The organism is Streptomyces sp. NBC_00569 (genome assembly GCF_036345255.1).
Classification (GTDB): domain Bacteria; phylum Actinomycetota; class Actinomycetes; order Streptomycetales; family Streptomycetaceae; genus Streptomyces.
The window spans coordinates 4,328,989-4,344,637 of the sequence record NZ_CP107783.1; the positions used below are offsets into that span (position 1 = coordinate 4,328,989).

The following is a 15,649-nucleotide window of genomic DNA, read 5'->3' on the forward strand; positions in this document are numbered from 1 at the left end:
CGTAACGCGCGTAGATGTCAGATAAAGGCCCGTTCCTCAGCCGTTATCGGATTGACGCGAACGCCGCCCGGCCGACCGGTCTACGGGGCGTTACGGGGGCGGGTCGGGTGGGTTACGTGCCGCCCACACCGACCCTTTCCCCGCACCGGTTCACTCCCCCGGCCGGCGGGCGGCTCCGTCCATCAGCGCCGCCGCCGTGAACAGCTCCACCCCGACCGTGATCGCCGACTCGTCCGCGTCGAAGTCGCCCTGGTGCAGGTCGCGTCCGCCGCGCTCGCCGGGGGTGCGCACCCCGAGACGGGCCATCGCGCCGGGGACGTGCTCCAGGTACCAGGAGAAGTCCTCGCCGCCCAGGCTCTGAGGGGTGTCCTCGACGGAGTGGGCGCCGCGGCGCAGGGTCATCGCCGCGGTCAGGAGGTCGGTGACCTCCGGGTCGTTGACGACGGGCGGCACCCCGCGGATGTAGTTGATCTCCGACTTGGCACGGTAGAGGTCGGCGATCTCCTGGATCGCGCCGTGCACCAGGTCGGGCGCCTGCCGCCACGCCTCCAGGTCGAGGCAGCGGACGGTGCCGGACAGCTCGGCGTGCTGCGGGACCACGTTGCACGCGTGGCCGGATTCGATGCGTCCCCAGGTCACGGCGAGGCCCGAACGGGCGTCGATGCGGCGGGCGACGATCGCGGGGACCTCGGTGGCCACCTTCGCGGCGGCGGTCACGAGGTCGGTGGTGAGGTGAGGGCGCGCGGTGTGCCCGCCGGGCCCGTCGAGCGCCACCTCCAGACGGTCGCAGGCCGAGGTGATCGCGCCCTGCCGCAGACCGATCCGGCCCGCGTCGACCTTCGGGTCGCAGTGCACGCCGATGATGGACGCGACGCCTTCGAGGACACCCGACTCGATGGCGTCGGGGGCGCCGCCGGGCAGTACCTCCTCGGCGGGCTGGAAGATCAGGCGTACGGGGTGCGGGAGCCGGCCCTGCCGGTGCAGCTCGGCGAGGACCAGGCCCGCCCCGAGCACGACCGTCGTGTGCACGTCGTGACCGCAGGCGTGGGCCCGGCCGGGCACGGTGGAGCGGTAGGCGCAGCTCGCCTTGGTGTCCGGGATGGGGAGCGCGTCGATGTCGGCGCGCAGGGCGAGCATGGGGCGCCCGCCCCGCCACTCCCCGTCCTCGGTGCCGATGTCGCAGACGAGTCCGGTGCCGATGTCCAGGATGCGGGGCGTGAGTCCGGCCTTCTCCAGGCGGGCTCTGATCGCCGCCGTCGTGCGGAACTCCTGGTTGCCGAGCTCGGGGTGCATGTGCAAGTCACGCCGGAAGGCGACGAGTTCGGCATGGAGCTCTTCGGACAGCGTGCCGGGCAGCGCTCCTGTGGTGACCGCTTCCGCGGGCTGACCGGCCTCGGACCCTCGGGACATCAATTGGTTCACCCTTTGAAGGGTAGGCCGGGGCAGGGGGCGACCGCCCCACGATCAACAAAAGTTCAACCGAATTGGGGTAAGAAACTCGGGCCCGGCTCGCATGACCTACCCGTACGGGGGGTATGACACCTCTTTCATACCCCCCACCGGCTCAGCTACCCGACGATCGCCACCGGCGCGTCCCAGGCGTCCCGGTCCACCGTGATCGTGTAACCGCCGCGGGACTCCTTGCTGTTCACCATGTACTGGTGGGCGCGGCGATGGCCCGTCCACAGGGTGGAGGCGAACGGCCAGTCGGACGTCGTGGTGTTGACCTTGTCCCAGAGCGCGTACCAGAGGATGTCCGGCATGTCGGTGCGGTTCGTCGTCGTGGCGACGGCCTTCGCGCTGGAGCTGCGGAAGCCGTAGAAGCCGGTCCGGTAGTTCTTGGCGTGCACGGCCTTGTCCCAGGCGCGGACGTAGGTGAGGACCGCGTTGTTGCAGGACGTGTTCGTGGTGTCGTACGACTCCATGTCCAGGTAGAGCGGGGAGCCGCTCTTCATACCGAGGGCGGCGGCCTTCGTGACGGCGTCGGCGCCGTCCGTCGCGCCGAGCGACGCGGCGGTGGACGCGGTCATCTTCTCGGGGTTCGCGCCGGACTGGCAGGGCGGCTGGGCGCCCACGTAGAGCGGGATCAGCTTCCAGCCGGAGGCGCTGACCGACTTCACCCACGAGGCGGTGAGGTTGGGCTGGGCGCAGCCGCGGTTCTTGCCGCCCACGTAGACGGCCGCGGCGCCGTAGAAGCCGGTCTTCCATGCCTTCATCGCGGAGAGGGAGGGGGCCGTGCAGGTGTCGAAGGCGCGGCCGGTGTAGGTCTTGGCCGCGGGCAGGGTGGTCGCTGTCGCGGACTGGGCCACGATCGCTCCGGTGGCGGCCAGTGCCACGCCTGCGGCGGACATGGCGAGGTAGCGGCGTCTCTTGGACAGGCGGTGCCGGGGGTGCGTCACGGGTTCCTCTGGGCGCTCTGTACTGATGCGAAGTGGGGGGTGCAGTGATTCTGACCGGCCGGCACCCCGTCGCGTTGCCCTTCGGATGGCCATGCGATCACCAAGCTCTGGCCAAGATCCCGGAGGCCGGGACTCACATCGCCGGGGCGACCGAGGCGAGGCGGTGCACGTCGCGTGCGGTGCCGGTGACGCCGGAGAGGAAGCCCTGGGCGCGCGGCGAGGCGTTCTCCGTCAGCCACGCGGGGTCGATGTCGCAGACGGCGACGCGGACCTCGGTGCCGACGAGGGCCAGGGGCAGGGTGTGGACGACCGTCGAGGGGAAGCTGAGGATCGTACGGCCGATGGGGCCGCGGCGGGCGATCAGTTCGAGGGGGAGGTCGGGGCGGACGATCTCCAGGCCGGTCTCCACCGCGAGGCGGTGCAGCTTGTCGGAGCTCTCGCGGCGGTGGGCGAAGTAGCGGGTCGCGCCGTGGGCGCGGGCGAGGGCCCGGACGGCCTCCAGGTAGCGGTCCGGGTCCACGACGCCGGTCTCGACGAGGGACGTGCCGACGAGGTCGGCGCCCTTCGTCATGCGGGGCGGGCCGAAGCGGGCTCGGGTCCAGGTGAAGTCGTTGCGGGTGACGCGGACGCCGTCGGGGACGGAGTCGATCGGCATGGCCGAGAAGACCTCGACGGTGCGGCGGGTGCCGTCGGGGGTGAGGCGGCGGCGGGCGGCGGCGGAGACGGGCGCGAAGACGACGTCGCGCGGTCCGGGGCGGCCGCCGCGGCGGTGCCAGCGCACGAGGCGCTCACCGCGGGCGAGCTGGGAGACGAACTCCATGGTCGCGGTGCCGTCGTCGACGACGACGAGTTCGGCGGCCCGGGTGATCGTCAGCAGGAGCTGCACGTAGCGGGAGAACGGGTCGCCGATGACGATGCGGGCGGCCTTGCGCAGCGCGCCCGCGAGTCCGCCGATGGTGTGGAAGGGCGCGGTGGCGCCGCCTCGTGCCTCTTCCCAGCGGACGGTGTGGCCCTCGTCGCGGGCGAGTTCGGCCATGCGGCGCAGCTGGCCGCGGGTCATGGGGTCCGTGGGCGACAGGACGACCAGGGTGATCCGGTCCGTCGTGTCCGTGCTCTCGGCGAGATGCGCCCATTCCAGGACGTTGAGGAGCTGGACGGGACTCTCCACGAAACACAGGGTTCCGGAGCGTGCTGCTGACATGGGCCCTCCGAGGGACCTGTGGGGGTTGGGGCCCGTGGGCCGGCGCCCGGCTGGGCACCGGCCCACACGGGCGGACGTCGGACGGTCAGACGCCGACCGGCTCGCCCGCGGCGACGGCGATCTCCGACTCGGCGACGACGCCCGCGACGCGGCGGAGCTTCTTCATCGGGCCGAGCTCCGACTCGTAGACCTTCTTGACGCCGTCACCGAGGGACGCCTCGATGGTGCGGATGTCGCGCACGAGGCGGGTGAGGCCCTGCGGCTCGACGGAGGCGGCCTGGTCGGAGCCCCACATGGCGCGGTCGAGCGTGATGTGACGCTCGACGAAGGTGGCGCCGAGGGCGACGGCGGCGAGCGTGGTCTGCAGGCCGGTCTCGTGGCCGGAGTAGCCGATCGGGACGTTCGGGTACTCGGCCTGGAGGGTGTTGATGACGCGGAGGTTGAGCTCCTCGGCCTGCGCCGGGTACGTCGAAGTGGCGTGGCACATCAGGATGTTGTCGCTGCCGAGGACCTCGACCGCGTGCCGGATCTGCTTCGGCGTCGACATGCCGGTGGAGAGGATGACCGTGCGGCCGGTGGCGCGCAGGGCGCGCAGCAGCTCGTCGTCGGTGAGCGACGCGGAGGCGACCTTGTGGGCCGGGATGTCGAACTTCTCCAGGAAGGCGACGGCCTCGGTGTCCCACGGGGAGGCGAACCAGTCGATGCCGCGCTTCTTGCAGTGCTCGTCGATCTGGCGGTACTCGTCCTCGCCGAACTCGACGCGGTGGCGGTAGTCGATGTACGTCATGCGACCCCAGGGGGTGTCGCGCTCGATGTCCCACTGGTCGCGCGGGGTGCAGATCTCCGGGGTGCGCTTCTGGAACTTGACGGCGTCGCAGCCGGCCTCGGCGGCCACGTCGATCAGCTTGAAGGCGTTGTCGAGGTCGCCGTTGTGGTTGATGCCGATCTCGCCGGTGATGTACACGGGCTGACCGGGGCCGGCCGTCTTCGAACCGAACGTGCGCAGGCGGGAGTTGGTGCTCATGACTGGGGAGTTCCTTACTTGTTGAGGGAGTCGAGAGAAGGGCCGAGGATCCAGGTGGCGATCTCTCGGATCGCGCCGTCACCACCGGGGAGAGCGGTGACCGCGCGCGCGGCGCCTCGTACGACGTCGTGGGCGCTCGCGACCGCCACGGGCCAGCCGACGAGGCCGAAGCACGGGAGGTCGTTGACGTCGTTGCCGACGTAGAGCACGCGCTCGGGCGCGATGCCCTGCTCCTCGCACCACTGCTTGAGTGCGAGGTCCTTGCGGTCGATGCCGTGCAGGACCGGGATCTGGAGCTTCCTGGCCCGGGCGGCGACGACCGGGTTCTGTTCCGTGGACAGGATCAGCAGCGGCAGGCCCGACTTGCGCAGGGCCGCGATGCCGAGGCCGTCACCGCGGTGCACGGTGACGAACTCCCGTCCGTCGGAGTCGATCAGCACCTTGTCATCGGTCTGGGTGCCGTCGAAGTCGAGGACGACCGCGTCGATGTCTTCGGCGGTCGGGAGGGAGCCGGGCCGGTTCGCGTCGAAGAGCGGCGCGAGGGCACGGGCGCGGGAGAGGTCGTGCGGGTCGTCGATCTCCAGGACCCGCGCGGGGTCGGTGCGGACGAGTTCCGTGCGGCCGAAGAAGCGGTGCTTGGCCTCGCGGAAGCCGCTCGCGTCCATGGCGTAGACCGCGCCGGTCTCCAGGAGGTCCTGGGGGCGGTCCTGGCGCATCTGGCGGAAGGACTTGTCGTGGTTGACGCCGTAGCCGCCGCTGGTGGCCGCGGGGGCGACCAGCGTGTCCGTGCCGCCTTCGACGGAGGCGCGTTCGACCGCGGCGGGCGCGGCCGGCTCGTCATCGGCGTCGCGCCACACGAAACCGTGGAAGGGGGCGACGGTCAGGGCCGTGTCGGCGCCCTTCTCGACGATCGCGTTGACGACGCCGTCGATGTCCTCGCGGACGATGAAGGGGCTGGTGCACTGGACGAGGAGCACCACGTCGACCGCTGCGCCCTGGAGGGCCTCGTGGGCGTCGAGTGCGTGCAGTACGGCCGCCTCGGAGCTCGACTTGTCGCCGGCGATGGCGGCCGGCCGCAGGACGACCTCGGCTCCCGCCTCGCGGGCCGCGGCGGCGATCGCGGCGTCGTCGGTGGAGACCACGACGTCCGTGACGAGCCGGGTGGCGCGGCACTCGCGGACGGTGCGGGCCACGAGGGGCACGCCGCCGACCGGGGCGAGGTTCTTGGCGGGCACTCCCTTGGAGCCGCCACGGGCGGGGATCACGGCGAGGACGCGGCGGACCGGTGCCGCTGTGCCCGCTTCCGGGTTGGTCATCAGGTCTCCTTGAGGGGTACGGGCGTTCACAGCTCGCCCATCCGCCGGATGACGGGCGCCACGCGCTGCACTCCGTGCCGGTAGGCGCCACGGGCGGCGCGGCGCACGATCTGCCGGACGGGGCCGGGCTCCTTGCCGGCGGCGGGTGCGCCGGGCAGCGGCGTCCCGTCGGGGGCGAGGTGGTGGCGGGCGAGGATGCGCGGCAGATAGCCGGGGGCGGTGGTGAGGCTGTAGTAGGGGGCCAGGGGCGGGAGCCGGTCGGCTCCGGTCAGGCCGGTGACCCGGGCGCGGGCCGTGTCGAAGGCGGTGTCGTACGTGCCGTCGGCCGCGACGCCCTGGCGTGCCACCCACTCCTCGTCGGCCTTCGGCAGGTGGCCCGCGTCGAGCTGGTCCCAGGAGGCGAGGCACCCGGAGCCCGTGAAGTGGTGGTTGCCGAGCGCCTCGCGCACCCCGAGGTCCGTGAGCAGCGCGGTGGGGATGCGCCGGTGCAGGGCTTCGAGCGCGGCCGTCGAGCTGACGGTGACCAGGAGGTCGGTGCGGTCGAGCACCTCGCCCATGTGCCCGTAGACGAGGCGGCAGTTGGCGGGCAGTCCGCCGTCGATCCGCTGGGCGAGCTTCTGGTAGGGCGCCTCTTCGATGTGGGTGGTGTGCTCGCCGGGCTTGCTGCGCAGCTTGAGCAGTACCTCGCGCCCGGGGTGCAGCCGGGCGTGCCCGACGAGCCGCTTGAGCAGGTAGGCGCGGTCGGCCGGGGTGTCCGGTACGGAGGGCTGCGCGGCGAAGACGACCGTGTACGGGTCGTGCTTCTCCTCGTAGGGCGTGCCGCCGAGGAACGGCAGCGCGCACTCGGTCACCGAGGAGGCGTCGGCGTCCACACCCTCGTACACGGCGCGGAAACGGTCCGCGTCGTGGCGGGAGTTGGCGAGGACGAGGTCGGCGCCGTGCCGCAGGAGCAGCCCGTCGGCGAGCTTCTCGTAGACGACTCCCACGTAGCCGGTGACGACGACGGGCCGCTTGGCCCGGCCCTGCCAGGCCCGCGCGAGGCCGTGGAGCATGGCCTGGACGGCGCCGCCGACGAGGGCGAGGACGACGACGTCGTACCGGTCGGCGTCCTGCTCCATACGGCGCAGGAATTCGACGGCGGTGACTTCGTCGAGGCTGTCGGCGCGGACGCCGACCTCGTCGAGTTGGCGGGGTGTGGGGGTGGCCCGGCCGCGCAGGAGGAATCCGTTGAGCGGGCTCTCGTCGGTGGTGAGGCGGCGCGCGGTGAGCGCGCCCCACTTCCACCGGGTGTCGGAGTCCGCGAGCACGGCGACCCGTCGGGTCTGAGAGGTACTTGCTGGCACACCCAAGAAGCTAGGAAGCGTTTCGGGACCGCGGCCCAACCGGAGTGCAACAAACGGTTAACAGCGCACCGACGAATGGCGAATCCGGCCGGGAAGTGGCCGGGAAGCAGGCGGGTTCACTATTCCGCCACGCGTCGTTCACCTGACATCTCACCATCGGTCAAGACGAATGCCGGGCCGCCGCCTAGCGTCCTTCACGTGGTCAAGCTCTCCGTAATCGTGCCGTTCTACAACGTGCAGCAATACGCGCCCGACACCCTCAGAAGTCTTCGCGCCAACGCGCGCGACGACTTCGAATTCATTCTCGTCGACGACTGTTCGAAGGACGAGACCCCGGACATTCTCGCGCGCGCCGAGCGCGAGCTGCCCGGCGCGGTCCTGGTCAGACACGAAAAGAACGGAGGCCTGGCCACCGCGCGCAACACCGGACTCGACGCGTCGCGCGGTGAGTACCTGACATTCCTGGACGGCGACGACTGGCTCGCCCCCGGGTACTACGAGCGGCTCCTCGCCTCCATCGAGGGCCTGGGCTGCGACTTCGTCCGTACGGACCATGTCCAGTGCACCGCGCGGGCCCGCACCGTCCACCGCGTGCCGACCGGCAGGCGCGGTGTCGTCATGGATCCGCGCGAGGCGATCCTGCCCGCCGACCGCTCGACGTCCGTCGACTACGCGTACGCGTGGGCCGGCATGTATCACCGCCGGCTGGCCGACGCCGGCCTCCTCCACTTCACCGACGGCCTGCGCACGGCCGAGGACCGGCCGTGGATCTGGCGGCTGCACCGCGAGGCGAAATCCTTTGCCGCGGTGGGACTTCTCGGGGTTTTCTACCGGCGCGGTGTCGCGTCGTCACTGACGCAGATCGGCGATGTCCGGCAGCTCGATTTCATCAAGGCGTTCGACCAGGTGGTGGCCGAAACGGCGCAGGACAAGGACGCGGAAGAACTTCTGCCGAAGGCCGTCCGTACGTACTGCGCGATTATTTCCCACCACTTGGGATCCATGGAAAGGTTCGAACCGGCAGTGGCGCGCAAATTGAAGACAATGAGTTCCGCGGCGCTGAAGCGCATGCCGCAGGACGTGCTCGACGACGCGCTCGACTCGATGGACGTACAGCGGGCGACGCGCCTGCGCCGGCTGCGGCGCCGCCCCGCCGCGGCGGGGGTGGCTGCCGCGTGACCACGCAGATCTTCCTCGCCTCCACGCTGTACGGGACCGCGACGCTCGCCGCGGCCCTCGACGCGGACCGCTTCGCGCCCGCGGACCGGCGCATCCTGCTCGTCGCCAACAACGCGGCGACCCCTGAGACCACGGTCGCCGTCGACGAGATGCCGGGCTTCGAGCGGCTGCGCCGCCGCTTCGACGACGTCGTGTCGTGGAACGAGACCATCGCGCCGTTCCACCCCGGCGGCTGGGCCCCGCGCCCGGACGACGTACCGCTGTGGGAGCGCCATCTGCGTCTCGCCTGGGATCTGGGCGACGACGACGTCGAGCTGGCCGTGGAGTCGATCCAGGTCAACCCGGCGATGGCGGTGGCGCAGATCTTCACCGGCGTCCCCGTCGACGTGTACGCGGACGGCCTGATGAGCTACGGCCCCACCCGCAACAAGATCGACCCGCTGGTCGGCACGCGCGTGCGGCGGCTGCTGCATCTGGACCTCGTGCCGGACCTGAAGCCGCTGCTCCTCACGGAGTTCGGCGTGGAGCCCGAGGTCGTGCCGACGGACGTCTTCGTGAAGGTACTCGCCGAACTGGGCGATGTGAGCGGCGAGTTGCCGCCCGTCGGACCCGAACCGGCCGTGCTGCTCGGGCAGTACCTGTCCGCGCTCGACATCCTCACCGCGCAGGAGGAGGAGGACCTGCACGTGCGGATGATGCGCGGCGCGGTCGCCCTCGGCCACACGCGGATCGTCTTCAAGCCCCATCCGACGGCGCCGGCCACCTGGTCGCGCACGCTGGAGGCGGAGGCGGAGAAGCTCGGCGCCGAACTCACCGTCCTCGACACGCCCGTACTCGCCGAGGTCCTGTACCAGCGGATGCGTCCGGCCCTGGTGGTCGGCTGCTTCTCGACGGCTCTGCTGACCGCCTCCGCGCTCTACGGCATCCCGGTCGCCCGCATCGGCACCGGCACCCTCCTCGACCGCCTGGCGCCGTACCAGAACAGCAACCGCGTCCCGGTCACGATCGTGGACGCACTGCTGCCGGAGCTGACGGAGCAGGCGGCCGTGATCGCGCAGGAGTCCGGCACGGCGACCGCCGAGCTGAACCAGCTGGTGCGCGCGGTCGGCTTCGCGATGCAGCCGAAGATCTATCCGGAGCTGCGGGCGGCGGCCGAGCGCTACCTCTCCACGCGTCTGAACGACCACACGTGGCGCTACTTCAAGCGCCGCCGGCTCACGTCCCTCGCGCTGCCCGGCGCCGTCCCGGCCCAGCTCGCGTTCATTCCGCGCAACGCGACGGTGCGCCGGGTCGCCCGCCGCGCGCGCTCGTTCAAGCGGGCCGCCCTCGGATGAGTACTTCAGAGACGACGCTCCCGAAGCTTTCCCCGGGAGCGGACGCCACGGTGCGGACCGCGCGTTCCGGCGCGCACGCACCGCGGCTGAGAGCCCTGGACGGCCTGCGGCTCATAGCCGCCCTGATGGTCGCCGCGTACCACTACGGCGGCCGCGACGGTGAGGTGTCCCAGGCGTGGGGCACCTCACCGAAGGCCCAGTTCCCCTCGCTGCACCAGTGGTTCGCCTACGGCTGCCTCGGGGTGCAGATCTTCTTCGTCATAAGCGGCTTCGTGATCTGCATGAGCGGCTGGGGCAAGCCCCTGCGCTCGTTCTTCGCCTCCCGCGCGTCCCGCCTGCTGCCGTCGTACTGGGCGGCCGTGATCCTGGTGACGGCGGTCTTCGCGCTGCCCGCGGTCGCGTACAAGGCGGTCTCGCCCAGTGACGCGCTCCTCAATCTGACGATGCTCCAGCAGCCGCTCGGTGTGGACCGGGTCCTCGGCGTCTGCTGGACGCTGTGGGCCGAGGTCCGCTTCTACGCGCTGTTCGCCCTGTGCGTCGTCCTGCCGGGCGCGAACCGGCGCCGCATCGTGCTGTTCTGCGCCGTGTGGACCCTCGCCGCCGCGATCACCCAGGCGTCCGGCGAGCCGACGCTGAACGTCATCCTGATGCCGGAGTACGCGCCCTACTTCATCGGCGGCGTCGGCCTGTATCTGCTCCACCTCGACCGCCGCGACATGACCGCGTGGGGCATCGTCCTCGTGAGCTGGCTGATCGGTCAGCACTACGCGGTGGCCGCACTGTGGCACGCACCGAATCCTCACTTCTTCTCGTACCGCGGGTCGGGGACGATCATCCTGATAGTGACGCTCGGTTTCGTGGCGGTGGGCGCGATCGCGCTCGGGCTGCTGAACCGGGTCAACTGGGGGTGGCTGACGGTCGCCGGTGCGCTGACGTATCCGTTCTACCTGGTCCACGAGCATCTGGGCTGGGTGACGATCGAGGCGCTGCACCGGCGTCTCGGGCTGCCGTCGGCCGTGACGTTCACCCTCACGGTGGCCGCGATGCTCACCCTCGCATGGCTTCTGAACCGCTTCGTCGAGAAGCCGCTTGCACCTTTCCTGCGCAAACGCCTGAACCCCACTTCCGCCAGGATTCACTGAGGATTCATGCCCTGCGGAGTTTGCTGCGCGATTGGCGGATGCGATCTGTGAGCGCCTTGACCCTGTCGATCAGAAGCTCATAGGTTCGCGTCCCATGACTGCTGCGCACACCACCGCCCGGCGCCCGATCGACCTCGACGACGTACCCGGCTGGTTCCCCCCGCTCGACCGACTCCTGTTCACCTGGTTCCTCGAACGGCAGGCGCGCCAGGAGGTGCGCGGCGACCTGCTGGAGCTCGGCGTCTACCTGGGCAAGAGCGCGGTGCTTCTCGGACACCACGTGCACAGCGCCGAGAAGTTCACCGTGTGCGACCTGTTCGAGGGCGACGCCCCGGACGAGGCGAACCGGGCCGAGGCCACCAAGTCGTACGCCTCACTGACCCGGCAGGCCTTCGAGGAGAACTACCTCTCGTTCCACGACGAGCTGCCGAAGGTCGTCCAGGCGCCCAGCTCCGTGATCTCCGCCGAGGTCGACCCCGGCTCCTGCCGCTTCGTCCACATCGACGCCTCGCACCTCTACGAGCACGTGTACGGCGACATCGGCGCGGCGCGCGAACTGCTGGGCCCTGACGGCATCGTCGTCCTGGACGACTTCCGCTCCGAGCACACGCCGGGCGTCTCCGTCGCCGCGTGGGAGGCCGTGCTCAACCGCGGCCTGCGCCCGCTGTGCCTGAGCACCCAGAAGCTGTACGCGACCTGGGAGGACCCCGAGCCCCTCCAGGACGAGCTCCTCGCCATGCTCAGGGAGCGCGACGACATCGCCCTGAGCGTGCAGCACGCGGCGGGGCACCGCCTGGTCCGTGTGAAGTCGAAGGCGGTCAAGCCGCCCGCCTTCCCGCACTCCCGGCACCACGTCGAGGTGACGGAGGGACCGAAGGCCGCGCCCGCCCCGTGGCCGGCCCCCGTACGCAGGCGGAGCCTTGCCCGCCGTATCGCCGTGGACCTGACGCCACCGGTGGTCACCCGGGCCGTGCGCCGCGCCGTCAGGGACTAGGGCCTGTCCGGCGGATCTTGTCCCGGGCGCGGGGTCTGGCACGCCGACCTGCGGCGTTGTCGTCGGTTGCCAACGCTCCGCGCCGTCGGAAGCCGGGCGCCGGGCGCACCGCGTCAGAGGCCGGACCGGCGGAATCCGCTCAGGCCCCGGCGAGGGACAGCTTCACCGCGAAGCCCAGGAACAGCACGCCCGCCGCGGTGGTCGCGCCGGCCGAGAGCCGCTTGCGGCGCCGGAAGGCACCGGCCAGGCGGGTGCCGCTGAAGATCAGGGTGGAGAGGTAGAGGAAGCTCAGGATCTGGAGCAGCCCGCCGAGGACCACGAAGGACAGCGCCGGGTAGGCGTAACCGGGGTCCACGAACTGAACGAAGAAGGAGATCAGGAAGAGGATCGCCTTCGGGTTGAAGAGACTGACGATCAGGGCGCGGCGGTAGGGGTGCTCGTCACCGCTCCCGGCCGCCGGCTGCGCCTCGCTCTCCACGAGGGGCTCACCGCGCTGCTTCCACAGGGCCCGCGCCGACCGGATCATGCCGATCGCCATCCAGGTCAGATAGCCCGCTCCGGCGTACTTCACGACGAGGAAGAGCACCGGCGTCGTCTGCAGCACGGAGGCCGCGCCGAGCGCGGCCAGTGTCATCAGGACCGTGTCCCCGGTGAAGACACCCGCGGCGGCCGCGTATCCGGTGCGTATGCCTTTGCGGGCGGCCACGGAGAGCACGTAGAGAGAGTTCGGTCCTGGCAGCAGGACGATGAGGACGAGACCGGCCAGATAGGTCGGGAGATTGATGACACCGAGCATGAAAGGGAGTGTCGCACGCCCGTACGACGTACGACACTCCCTGGTCAGAGGGTGATACGCGGCACCGGAAGGCGACCTCAGAACGCGTCGGTCGGGATGTACGTGCCCCACACGTCGCGGAGCGCGTTGCAGACCTCGCCGACGGTGGCGCGGGCGCGCAGGGCGTCCTTCATCGGATAGAGGACGTTGGCCGAGTCCGCGTCGCTCTCCGCCGCCTTCTTGAGCTCGGCGAGCGCCGCGTCCACGGCCGCCTGGTCGCGCTCGGCGCGCAGCTGCGTGAGGCGCCGGGCCTGCTGGGCCTCGATCGCCGGGTCGACGCGCAGCGGCTCGTAGGGCTCCTCGGCGTCGAGCTGGTAGCGGTTGACGCCGACCACGACCCGCTCGCCGGAGTCGGTCTCCTGCGCGATGCGGTACGCGGAGCGCTCGATCTCGTTCTTCTGGAAGCCGTGCTCGATGGCGTTGACCGCGCCGCCGAGGTCCTCGACCTTCGTCATGAGGTCGAGTGCGGCGGCCTCCACGTCGTCCGTCATCTTCTCGACGACGTACGACCCGGCGAACGGGTCGACGGTGGCGGTCACGTCGGTCTCGTAGGCGAGGACCTGCTGGGTTCGCAGGGCGAGGCGCGCGGACTTGTCGGTCGGCAGCGCGATGGCCTCGTCGAAGGAGTTGGTGTGCAGCGACTGCGTGCCGCCGAGCACGGCGCCGAGGCCCTGGACGGCGACGCGGACGAGGTTGACCTCGGGCTGCTGGGCGGTGAGCTGCACGCCCGCGGTCTGGGTGTGGAAGCGGAGCATCAGCGACTTGGGGTTCTTCGCGCCGAACTCCTCCTTCATGACCTTGGCCCAGATCCGGCGGGCCGCGCGGAACTTGGCGACCTCCTCCAGGATCGTCGTCCGGGCCACGAAGAAGAAGGACAGCCGCGGCGCGAAGTCGTCGACGTCCATGCCGGCCGCGACGGCCGTGCGCACGTACTCGATGCCGTCCGCGAGCGTGAACGCGATCTCCTGCGCGGGCGAGGCACCGGCCTCGGCCATGTGGTAGCCGGAGATCGAGATCGTGTTCCACTTCGGGATCTCGGCCCGGCAGTACTTGAAGATGTCGGCGATCAGCCGCAGGGAGGGCTTCGGCGGGAAGATGTACGTACCCCGCGCGATGTACTCCTTCAGCACGTCGTTCTGGATCGTGCCGGTCAGCTGGTCCGCGGGGACGCCCTGCTCCTCGCCGACGAGCTGGTACATGAGCAGGAGCAGCGCCGCCGGGGCGTTGATCGTCATCGACGTGGACACCTTGTCGAGCGGGATGCCGCCGAACAGGATCCGCATGTCGTCGATCGAGTCGATGGCCACGCCGACCTTGCCGACCTCGCCGGACGCGATCGGGGCGTCCGAGTCGTGGCCCATCTGGGTGGGCAGGTCGAAGGCGACGGACAGGCCCATCGTGCCGTTGGCGATGAGCTGCTTGTAACGGGCGTTGGACTCGACGGCGGTGCCGAAGCCGGCGTACTGGCGCATCGTCCACGGGCGGCCGGTGTACATCGACGGGTAGACGCCCCGCGTGAACGGGTAATTTCCGGGCTCGCCGAGCTTCTCGGCCGCGTTCCAGTCGGCCAGCGAATCGGGGCCGTAGACCGGCTCGATGGGCAGTCCTGACTCAGACTCGCGCGCCATGGTTGTGCCTCCAGCTCGGTTGTTACTTGCCAGTCGGTTCGACCCCCGCGACGGACTGTAGCGGCGCGCCTGCTCGCGGTGGAGAGCCGCATGCTGGGACCTTGCTCACAGCGCGTCCGTCACGTTTTCTCCCTCCCACCATGCGCGGCACTCACGCCGAGTTCGCAACCGGACGCGCACGGGAAACATCTCTGTTGGCACATCGGACTAGTGGCGAGGATGCGGGGGCCCGGATGCGTGCGACCGTCATGCGTGGATCACTCGCCGTCGCCGGGGTCATCGCCCTGGTCGGCGGCTGCAGGACAGGGGCCGTCGACAGCGCGGGCAAGCAGCCGCCGCCGAAGGCGGACGGCTCGGCGTCACCGGCCCCGTCCGACGACGCGAAGGGACCGGACGACGCGAAGAGGCCGGACCCCTCCCCCTCCCGCACCCCGTCGGTCAGGCCGACGCCGCCGCCGAAGGTCCTCATGGCGCGCGGCGCGAGCGGCGGCAAGGTGCGCGAACTCCAGGCCAGGCTGCGGCAGATCGCGTGGCTCTTCGAGGGGCCGAACGGACATTACGGCCCGGCGACGACCAAGGCGGTCGAGGGTTTCCAGGGCAAGCGGGGCCTGCCGCGCACGGGGAACACGGACACGGTGACCTGGGCGCGGCTGGTGAGGATGACACACACACCGACGCGCGACGAGCTGTACGCATCCGGCGGGCAGCCGGCGGCGAAGCCGGACCCGCGCTGCATGACGGGCCGCGTCGTCTGCATCAGCAAGACCAGCCGGACGCTGACGTGGATGATCGACGGCAAGGCGCTGATGACCACGGACGTGCGGTTCGGCTCGCAGTTCACGCCCACCCGCGAGGGCGTCTTCAGCGTGTACTGGAAGTCCCGGCACCACGTCTCGACGATCTACCACACGCCCATGCCGTACGCGATGTTCTTCAGCGGCGGCCAAGCGGTGCACTACTCGGCAGACTTCGCGGCCCGCGGCTACGCCGGGGCGTCGCACGGGTGCGTGAACGTGCGGGACGAGGGGAAGATCGCGTCGCTGTTCGCGCAGGTCCGTAACGGCGACAAGGTCGTCGTCTACTGGTGACCCGCGCACGGGTGGTGAGAGGGAGTGGGGCGCGGGCGGGACCGGGGGAACGTGTCCCGCCCGCGCCAGTGGCACAGAGCCGAAGGTACGGGGGGAACCCGCGGCTCGTGCACGGCCGATGACCAGTCGGCTCACTTGTTACTGCGCCACGCCGTCCGAAAACGTC

General features: G+C 70.7%; 13 protein-coding genes. 5 read left to right on the forward strand and 8 right to left on the reverse strand.

Annotated features, from left to right (window positions below; translation table 11 throughout):
* Window positions 1–150: 150 nt before the first annotated feature.
* The 6 genes from OHO83_RS19350 to OHO83_RS19375 all read right to left on the reverse strand — a co-directional run bounded on the left by OHO83_RS19350 (window position 151) and on the right by OHO83_RS19375 (window position 7,283).
* The gene (locus OHO83_RS19350; RefSeq protein WP_266676588.1) at window positions 151–1,410 is read right to left on the reverse strand and encodes an amidohydrolase; all 1,260 of its coding nucleotides are present in this window, start codon (window positions 1,408–1,410) and stop codon (window positions 151–153) included.
* 158 nt (window positions 1,411–1,568) lie between these two features.
* Window positions 1,569–2,351 (reverse strand): glycoside hydrolase domain-containing protein, encoded by a 783-nt coding sequence (locus OHO83_RS19355; protein ID WP_329437754.1) that lies wholly within the window; start codon window positions 2,349–2,351, stop codon window positions 1,569–1,571.
* Window positions 2,352–2,532: 181 nt separating this feature from the next.
* The gene (locus OHO83_RS19360) at window positions 2,533–3,600 is read right to left on the reverse strand and encodes a hypothetical protein (protein ID WP_266673543.1); all 1,068 of its coding nucleotides are present in this window, start codon (window positions 3,598–3,600) and stop codon (window positions 2,533–2,535) included.
* 85 nt (window positions 3,601–3,685) lie between these two features.
* Window positions 3,686–4,624, reverse strand: a complete 939-nt coding sequence (locus OHO83_RS19365; RefSeq protein WP_100594732.1) for an N-acetylneuraminate synthase family protein — start codon at window positions 4,622–4,624, stop codon at window positions 3,686–3,688.
* Between the two features lie 14 nt (window positions 4,625–4,638).
* Window positions 4,639–5,940: an N-acylneuraminate cytidylyltransferase gene (locus tag OHO83_RS19370; protein ID WP_266673542.1), complete on the reverse strand. Its 1,302-nt coding sequence runs from the start codon at window positions 5,938–5,940 to the stop codon at window positions 4,639–4,641.
* 26 nt (window positions 5,941–5,966) lie between these two features.
* Complete coding sequence (locus OHO83_RS19375; RefSeq protein WP_266673541.1) at window positions 5,967–7,283, reverse strand: DUF6716 putative glycosyltransferase; 1,317 nt, start codon at window positions 7,281–7,283, stop codon at window positions 5,967–5,969.
* Window positions 7,284–7,481: 198 nt separating this feature from the next.
* On the opposite strand from OHO83_RS19375, the gene OHO83_RS19380 reads away from it, so the two are divergent.
* From OHO83_RS19380 to OHO83_RS19395, 4 genes are all read left to right on the forward strand, one after another.
* Window positions 7,482–8,462, forward strand: a complete 981-nt coding sequence (locus tag OHO83_RS19380; RefSeq protein WP_266673540.1) for a glycosyltransferase family 2 protein — start codon at window positions 7,482–7,484, stop codon at window positions 8,460–8,462.
* The gene (locus OHO83_RS19385; RefSeq protein WP_266673539.1) at window positions 8,459–9,796 is read left to right on the forward strand and encodes a polysialyltransferase family glycosyltransferase; all 1,338 of its coding nucleotides are present in this window, start codon (window positions 8,459–8,461) and stop codon (window positions 9,794–9,796) included. Before OHO83_RS19380 ends, OHO83_RS19385 begins: the two co-directional genes overlap by 4 nt.
* On the forward strand, window positions 9,793–10,938 hold the full coding sequence (locus OHO83_RS19390) for an acyltransferase family protein (protein ID WP_266673538.1): 1,146 nt from the start codon (window positions 9,793–9,795) through the stop codon (window positions 10,936–10,938). The genes OHO83_RS19385 and OHO83_RS19390 overlap by 4 nt, the downstream gene beginning before the upstream one ends.
* A 94-nt stretch (window positions 10,939–11,032) precedes the next feature.
* A complete protein-coding gene (locus OHO83_RS19395; protein ID WP_266673537.1) occupies window positions 11,033–11,932 on the forward strand; it encodes a class I SAM-dependent methyltransferase in 900 nt (299 codons plus the stop codon).
* A 139-nt stretch (window positions 11,933–12,071) separates the two neighbouring features.
* On the opposite strand, the gene leuE is transcribed toward OHO83_RS19395, so the two are convergent.
* Complete coding sequence (gene leuE / locus OHO83_RS19400; RefSeq protein WP_266673536.1) at window positions 12,072–12,728, reverse strand: leucine efflux protein LeuE; 657 nt, start codon at window positions 12,726–12,728, stop codon at window positions 12,072–12,074.
* Between the two features lie 77 nt (window positions 12,729–12,805).
* A complete protein-coding gene (locus OHO83_RS19405; protein ID WP_266673535.1) occupies window positions 12,806–14,395 on the reverse strand; it encodes an acyl-CoA mutase large subunit family protein in 1,590 nt (529 codons plus the stop codon).
* Window positions 14,396–14,628: 233 nt separating this feature from the next.
* Here OHO83_RS19405 and OHO83_RS19410 point away from each other — a divergent pair, with 233 nt between their 5' ends.
* Complete coding sequence (locus OHO83_RS19410; protein ID WP_266673534.1) at window positions 14,629–15,483, forward strand: L,D-transpeptidase family protein; 855 nt, start codon at window positions 14,629–14,631, stop codon at window positions 15,481–15,483.
* Window positions 15,484–15,649: the final 166 nt, after the last annotated feature.